A 6,711-nucleotide genomic window follows, 5' to 3' on the forward strand; every position below is an offset into this window, starting at 1 on the left:
CCCCGCCACCCAGATCAAGTGGGCCCTGACCTACACGAACGACCGCTACGGCAGCCCCGACGCCGCCGGGAACTTCTGGCAGACCGACCACTGGTACTGAGCCACCCCCCAGCACCACCCAGGCCCCCGAGCACCCACCACGTGCCCGGGGGCCCACCCCTGTCCAGCAACCACCGTGCGGCAGGCGTCAGTGCGATCCCCGGAGGTTCAGCACCACGACGCCGACGATGACCAGGACGATGCCGAGCCACTGCAACCGGCCGAGCTGCTCGCCGAAGGCCACCACGCCGATCGCCGCGACCGCGGCCGTGCCCGCACCGGACCACAGGGCGTAGGCCACGGACACCGGAATGTGCTTGAGCGCCCGGCCCAGCAGCAGGAAGGAGAGGGCATAGCCGGTCGCCACCGCGAGGCTGGGCAGCAGCCGGCTGAACCCGTCGGTGAGCTTGAGGCAGGTCGTCGCACAGACCTCGGCGGAGATGGCCAGGGCGAGCAGCAGATACGGCATGGGCTCCTCCACGACGGCGGACGGCGAACGGCAGACGGCAGACGGCAGACGGCAGACGTGCGGCGTCACAGAGGTCGCGGAGCAGCCACCCGGTCCCCGGATGTACGGGGTCGACAACACCCGCATCAAGGCGAAGGGGCCGGGGCCGGGTGTCCTACCCACCCCGGCCCCAACCCCTCACCGACGGCACTCGTTTACGCCTTCCCCGGTCCTTTCCCGGTCCTCGCCCGGGCCGGTGTGCCAACCGGCCCGGACGAGGCCCCCGCCCCCGGGATTTCGATGCCGCTCAGGCCCCGGACGCCGCCGCACGCCGCCGGGAGAGCGCGTCCACGCCCGCCGCGACGACCAGGACCAGCCCGGTGACCACGAACTTGACGCCCGAGCTGTACCCGAGCAGGCCCATGCCGTTGTCGATGACTGCCACCACGGCACCGCCCACCACGGCGTCCACGATCCGGCCGCGGCCGCCGAAGAGGCTGGTGCCGCCGATGACCGCCGCGCCGACCGCGTAGAGCAGGGTGTTGCTGCCGCCCGCGTTGGGGTCGACGGAGTTCGCCCGGGAGGCGGCGAAGATTCCCGCGACCGCGGCCATGGTGGAGCAGATGACGAAGACCGACGTGCGGATCCGGGCCACCTTGATGCCCGCCCGGCGGGCGGCCTCGGCGTTGCCGCCGACGGCGTAGATGTGCAGCCCGTAGCGGGTGTAACCGAGGACGAAGGTCCCCAGGGCCAGCAGCACCACTATGACGGGCACCACGATCGGCACGCCCTTGAGGCTGACCACCATGACGTTGCGGCTGCGCTCCTCGTTGAGGACGGCGACGGCCGCGGCCGTGATCGCCACCACGCCGGCCACCTTGACCGCGGAGACCACCAGCGGCTCGGTGTCCAGTCCCTTGCGCCGGCGGGAGCGCGCCACCAGCACCCGGGTCGCGGCGTACCCGGCGGCGACCAGGGCGAAGAGCACCCAGCCCAGGGCGGGAGAGAGGTTGTTGTTCTGGATCGCCAACACGGTCTCGTTGGTGATGGGGATGTTGCCGCCCTGCCCGATGATGATCAGAACCACACCCTGGAAGGCGAGGAAACCGCCCAGGGTCACCACGAAGGACGGTATGCCGACCCGGGCGACCAGGGTGCCCAGGACGAGCCCGATGACCACTCCGGTGACGATCGTCGCCGCCAGGGCGACGGGCAGCGGCCAGCCGTGCTTGGTCAGCGTCACCGCCAGCACCGCCCCGGCGACGCCGCTGGCGAAGCCCGCCGAGAGGTCGATCTCTCCCAGCAGCAGGACGAAGATCAGACCCATGGCGATGGTGGTGATCACCGCGCCCTGGGTGAAGAGGTTGGCGAAGTTGCCCGCCGTCAGGAACGCCGGCCGCAGCGTGCCGAAGACGGCGCAGAGCACGACCAGTCCGAGTGCGGCGGGGAGGGAGCCCATGTCTCCCCCGCGGACCCGGGCCGTGTAGGCCTGGAGATGGCCCTTGAGCTCGTCGGCGGGCGAGCGGCGGGGGCCGCCCACGGCCGGCTTCTCGGCCGGGCCGTCCAGCTGGGGGGCTTCCGGGGTTACGGAGGTCATGCGGGCACCTCGTCGTCCGTGTCCGTTGCGGTGGGGGTCTCGGCGGGGCCCGCGGGCTCCACGACCGGGCCGATCGCATCACCGGGGCGGATCGCGTCGGCCTCGCCGGCCGGGTCGGACCCACCCGCGGCCGGGGTCGCGTCCGGGTCGCCGGTCTCCCCGGTCTGCTCGGGCGCCAGGCCCAGGTCGCCGGAGCGTCCGGTGGTGATCAGCTCCACGATCCGGGTGTGGTCGATGTCGGCCCGGCGGACCTCGGCGGCCATCCGGCCGAGGTAGAGCGCCGAGATCCGGTCGGCCACCGAGAGCACGTCATTCATGTTGTGGGAGATGAGGATGACGGCGAGTCCGGCGTCGGCGAGCCGGCGGACCAGGTCGAGGACCTGCTTGGTCTGGGCCACGCCCAGCGCCGCCGTGGGCTCGTCCAGGATGACCACTTTGCTGTTCCACAGCACGGCACGGGCGATGGCCACCGTCTGCCGCTGACCGCCGGAGAGCGAGGCGACCCGCTGGCGGACGGAGGTGACGGTGCGCACGGACAGCCCGGCGAGGGTCTGCAGCGCGCGCTCCTCCATGGAGGCGCGGTCCAGCACCATGCCGGAGCGCTCCTCGCGGCCCAGGAACATGTTCTGGACGATGTCCAGGTTGTCGCAGAGCGCGAGGTCCTGATAGACGATCTCGATGCCGAGCGCGGAGGCGTCCCGCGGTTCGTGCACCCGGACGGGCCGGCCGTCGAACTCGTAGCTGCCGGAGTCGATCGGGTGGATGCCCCCGATGCACTTGGTCAGGGTGGACTTGCCCGCGCCGTTGTCGCCGACCAGTGCCATGACCTCGCCGGGGTAGGCGTTGAAGTCCACGTCCTTGAGGACGTGCGCGGGGCCGAAGCTCTTGTTCACCTGCCGGAGGGACAGGATGGGTTCAGTCATGTGTCTTCCTGGGTCGTCGTGCGAGCCCCGGTGCCGTGGGAGGCAGACCCGGCACCGGGGCGGTCTCGGAGGTTCCGTTACTGGATTCCGGCCTTGGCGCACTTGTCGGCGTACTCGCCCTTGCAGAGCTCGTCCTTGGTGACGTAGCCGTCGTCGACCACGGCCTTGACGTTGTCCTTGGTGATCGCCTCGGGCTGGAGCAGCACGGACGGGACGTCCCGGTTGCCCTCGGGGTCGTGGACGGTGCCGGTGGTCTGGCCCTCGGTGCCGTTGGCCAGGGAGATGGCGAGCTGCGAGGCGGCGTCCGCCTCCTTCTTGACGGCCTTGTAGACGGTCATGCACTGGTCGCCGTTGAGGATGTTCTGCAGGCCCTGGACGGTGGCGTCCTGGCCGGTGACCGGGACCTTGCCGTTGACGTGGTTCTTCTTCAGCACGGCGATGGCCGCGGCGCCGAGTCCGTCGTTGGCGGCCAGCACTCCGTCGATCTTGCCGCTCTGCTGGGTGTACATCTGCTCGAAGATGGTGCCGGCCTGCTGGTTGTCCCAGTCGGGGACGGACTGGTCGGCGACCTTCTGGTAGCCGGACACCTTGGACAGCACCCCGTCGTAGCCCTGCTTGAACAGCGTCGCGTTGTTGTCGGTGGGCGAGCCGTTGAGGTAGACGATCTTCGCGTCCTTCTTGCCCTCGTCGGTGAGGCACTTCTGCAGGCCCTCGCCCTGCAGCTTGCCGACCGCGACGTTGTCGAAGGAGACGTAGTACTTGGCGCTGCCGCCGAGGGTGAGCCGGTCGTAGTCGATGGTGGCCACGCCCTGCTGCTTGGCCTTGTCGAGGACGGCCTTGCCGGTTCCGCTGTCCAGGTTGACGATGATCAGCACGGTGACACCGCTGGTCAGCATCTGGTCGGCGATGGTCTGGAACTGGGCCTTGTCACCCTGGGCGTTCTGGATGTCGTACTGCACGCCGGCCGCCTTGAAGGCCTGCTCCAGGTACTTGCGGTCGGCCCCCTCCCACCGGGCGGAGGACTTGGTGTCGGGGAGGATGACGCCGATCTTCCCCTTGGCCGCCGGCTTGCTGCTGCTGCCGCTGCTGCTGCCGCCGGCCGGCGTCGATCCGCCGTTCGAGCCGCACGCGGCCAGGGCCAGCACCAGCGGAAGCCCCGCCGCCAACAGCACACCCGATCGCTTGAGCATGGAAGTCGCCCCTCTCCAAAAGCCCTGACTATTTGTCAACGCGCAAAACTTATGATTAAGGCGGATCAGTGTCCATGTGAACTTCGATAACGATTGCAAAACACATTCCGGCGCCGCAGACACCCCAGGTCAGGCCCCAACTGCCGCGAAAAGGAGGCGTCCTGGCCGGATGTCCGCCGGGCGCTGCGCCGAGCGGCTGGAGTCCGCACGACACCGCTCCCGGCGACCGGTATCCGTTTCTGCACGACCGGCACAGGTGAGAGCCTGCCCTCCAGGGACGAGACTTCGCGTCCCCGGGCCGCGCCACCCCCGCACCACCGGCGCGCGCCCCCGCGAGCGCCCAGGAGGCATGAGGACGATGCAGTACGTCAAACTCGGATCCACCGGCATGGATGTCTCCCGGCTCTGCCTCGGGTGCATGAGCTACGGCGTCCCGGAGCGCGGCAACCACGAGTGGACCCTGGACGAGGAGCGGTCCCGGCCGCTGATCAGGCAGGCGGTCGAGGCCGGTGTCACCTTCTTCGACACCGCCAATGTGTACTCCGACGGCACCAGCGAGGAGATCGTCGGCCGGGCGCTCGCCGAGTTCGCCCGCCGCGAGGAGATCGTGATCGCCACCAAGGTCCATGGGGTGATGCGGCCGGGGCCCAACGGCCGCGGGCTGTCGCGCAAGGCGATCATGACCGAGATCGACAACAGTCTGCGCCGGCTGGGCACGGACTACGTCGACCTCTACCAGATCCACCGCTGGGACCCCCGCACTCCGATCGAGGAGACCATGGAGGCCCTGCACGACGTGGTCAAGGCCGGCAAGGCCCGCTACATCGGCGCCAGCTCGATGTACGCCTGGCAGTTCGCCAAGGCCCAGTACACCGCGGAACGGCACGGCTGGACGCGGTTCGTCTCCATGCAGAACCACTACAACCTGCTGTACCGCGAGGAGGAGCGGGAGATGCTCCCGCTCTGCGCCGACCAGGGCGTGGGCGTCCTCCCCTGGAGCCCGCTGGCCCGCGGCCGGCTCACCCGCGAGTGGGGCACCGACACCCTCCGGGCCCGCACCGACGAGTTCGGCAAGGGCCTCTACCCCGAGGGCGACCGGGAGATCGTGGAGGCGGTCGGCCGGATCGCCGAGGCACGCGGGGCCACCCGCGCCCAGGTGGCTCTGGCCTGGCTGCTCCGGCAGCCCACGGTGACCGCTCCGATCATCGGCGCCACCAAGGAGCACCATCTGCAGGACGCCCTGGCCGCCCTGGACCTCCAGCTGGACGACAAGGAGGCCGAGCAGCTGGAGCAGCCCTACACCCCGCACGCCGTCAGCGGCCACTGAGCCCCGGCCCGCCGGCCCACCACCGGCGGCGCACCCCTGACACACCGGCGGCCCGCCTGCCGCCCCACCCCGACGGTCCGCCCGTCGCACACCGACGGCCCGCCCGGCGACCGGTCTCCGGTCCGCCGGGCGGGCTTCGGCGATTCCGGGCGGCGGACCCCGTCGTCGGCCTTGACCCCATCATTGGTCTATGCCAATCTCCGAATGGTCTGGACCAGCGGGGGATTTTGTCGGACGGTGCGTCAGGGACGCCGCCGCATCGGCAGGATGCCGAACGGAAGGCGGCATGGCAGTGACCTTGGTGGCGTATGCGGCGGCGACCTCCTGCAGACAGGGCGAAGGCCTCCGCTTCACGGTGACCGGCGAGGGGCCCGGTGACATGCCCGGCCGGGTGACGGTCGAGGACGCCGTGGACGGACGCACGGTGCACCGGGCGGCGGTGACCTGCGGCAGCTGGGTACTCGACGTCCCGCACAGCTGGCGCAGCTCCCTCTACCGGGCGGTCTTCAGCCCCGGCCGGGGCGAGGACAGCGAGGTCTGGTTCGTGGTGCGGCCGGCCGAGGCCGGCCCCCGGGCGCGGACCCTGCTCTCGGTGCCGTTCGCCACCTGGCAGGCCTACAACCGCAGCGGAGTGCCCGGCGAGGGCCTCTACTGGACCGAGGACCCCGCCCGCGCCGCCCGGGTCAGCTTCGACCGCCCCGGCGGCGGGCCGCCTCCCGAACGCTGGGAGGAGGGCCTGATGCGCTGGCTGCGCGCCCACGGCCCGGACGTCGACTACTGCTCCAACCTCGATCTGCACCTCGACCCGCACACCCTGCACGGCCACCGGCTGCTGGTGGTCAACGGCCACGACGAGTACTGGACCTGGGAGATGCGGGACCGGGTGGAGGACTTCGTCCGCGCCGGGGGCAACCTCGCCGTCTTCGGGGCCAACACAGCCTGGTGGCAGATGCGGCTGGAGGACGACGGCCGCACCATGGTCTGTCACCGGGACGCCGCGGCCGACCCTATGGCCGCCACGGCGCCCGAGCGGACCACGGTGGAGTGGTCCAGCGATCCGGTGAACCGCCCGGAGAACACCCTCACCGGACTGAGCTTCCGCACCGGAGCCGGCTGCTGGGGCCCGGCGATGGACGAGGTGTAGGCCTCGCGCCGCATCTCGTCCATCGCCGGGCCCCAGCAGCCGG

General features: G+C 70.8%; 6 protein-coding genes and 1 pseudogene. 3 read left to right on the forward strand and 4 right to left on the reverse strand.

The genetic code is table 11. From position 1 onward, the window contains the following. Nucleotides 1-13: 13 nt before the first annotated feature. Nucleotides 14-100 (forward strand): hypothetical protein, encoded by an 87-nt coding sequence (locus AOK09_RS43900; protein WP_456153973.1) that lies wholly within the window; start codon nucleotides 14-16, stop codon nucleotides 98-100. Between the two features lie 87 nt (nucleotides 101-187). Here the strand turns inward: AOK09_RS43900 and AOK09_RS32775 are convergent, their stop codons facing one another. The 4 genes and pseudogenes from AOK09_RS32775 to AOK09_RS32790 form a co-directional block, all read right to left on the reverse strand. Continuing rightward, nucleotides 188-508 carry a DMT family transporter gene (locus tag AOK09_RS32775; RefSeq protein ID WP_055590860.1) on the reverse strand — a complete coding sequence of 107 codons (321 nt, stop codon included), beginning with the start codon at nucleotides 506-508 and terminating at the stop codon, nucleotides 188-190. A gap of 286 nt (nucleotides 509-794) precedes the next feature. Next, nucleotides 795-2,084, reverse strand: a complete 1,290-nt coding sequence (locus AOK09_RS32780; protein ID WP_055590861.1) for a sugar ABC transporter permease — start codon at nucleotides 2,082-2,084, stop codon at nucleotides 795-797. 203 nt (nucleotides 2,085-2,287) lie between these two features. Continuing rightward, a pseudogene (locus tag AOK09_RS32785) lies at nucleotides 2,288-3,007 on the reverse strand (ATP-binding cassette domain-containing protein); the annotation flags it as partial. Between the two features lie 77 nt (nucleotides 3,008-3,084). Continuing rightward, nucleotides 3,085-4,197: a sugar ABC transporter substrate-binding protein gene (locus tag AOK09_RS32790; protein ID WP_055590862.1), complete on the reverse strand. Its 1,113-nt coding sequence runs from the start codon at nucleotides 4,195-4,197 to the stop codon at nucleotides 3,085-3,087. A gap of 358 nt (nucleotides 4,198-4,555) precedes the next feature. On the opposite strand from AOK09_RS32790, the gene AOK09_RS32795 reads away from it, so the two are divergent. Together AOK09_RS32795 and AOK09_RS32800 are read left to right on the forward strand one after the other, a co-directional pair. Then, entirely contained in the window at nucleotides 4,556-5,524 is a 969-nt protein-coding gene (locus AOK09_RS32795; protein WP_055590863.1) for an aldo/keto reductase, read from the forward strand. Nucleotides 5,525-5,810: 286 nt separating this feature from the next. Next, on the forward strand, nucleotides 5,811-6,668 hold the full coding sequence (locus AOK09_RS32800) for a N,N-dimethylformamidase beta subunit family domain-containing protein (RefSeq protein WP_055590864.1): 858 nt from the start codon (nucleotides 5,811-5,813) through the stop codon (nucleotides 6,666-6,668). The last annotated feature ends 43 nt before the right edge of the window (nucleotides 6,669-6,711 follow it).

Source organism: Peterkaempfera griseoplana, from assembly GCF_001418575.1.
Classification (GTDB): domain Bacteria; phylum Actinomycetota; class Actinomycetes; order Streptomycetales; family Streptomycetaceae; genus Peterkaempfera; species Peterkaempfera griseoplana.

Excerpts from the sequence above, each read along its gene's own strand:
- AOK09_RS32790 (WP_055590862.1), bottom strand. The coding sequence starts at position 4,197 with ATGCTCAAGCGATCGGGTGTGCTGTTGGCGGCGGGGCTTCCGCTGGTG.
- AOK09_RS32800 (WP_055590864.1), top strand. The coding sequence starts at position 5,811 with ATGGCAGTGACCTTGGTGGCGTATGCGGCGGCGACCTCCTGCAGACAG.
- AOK09_RS32780 (WP_055590861.1), bottom strand. The coding sequence starts at position 2,084 with ATGACCTCCGTAACCCCGGAAGCCCCCCAGCTGGACGGCCCGGCCGAG.
- AOK09_RS32795 (WP_055590863.1), top strand. The coding sequence starts at position 4,556 with ATGCAGTACGTCAAACTCGGATCCACCGGCATGGATGTCTCCCGGCTC.
- AOK09_RS32775 (WP_055590860.1), bottom strand. The coding sequence starts at position 508 with ATGCCGTATCTGCTGCTCGCCCTGGCCATCTCCGCCGAGGTCTGTGCG.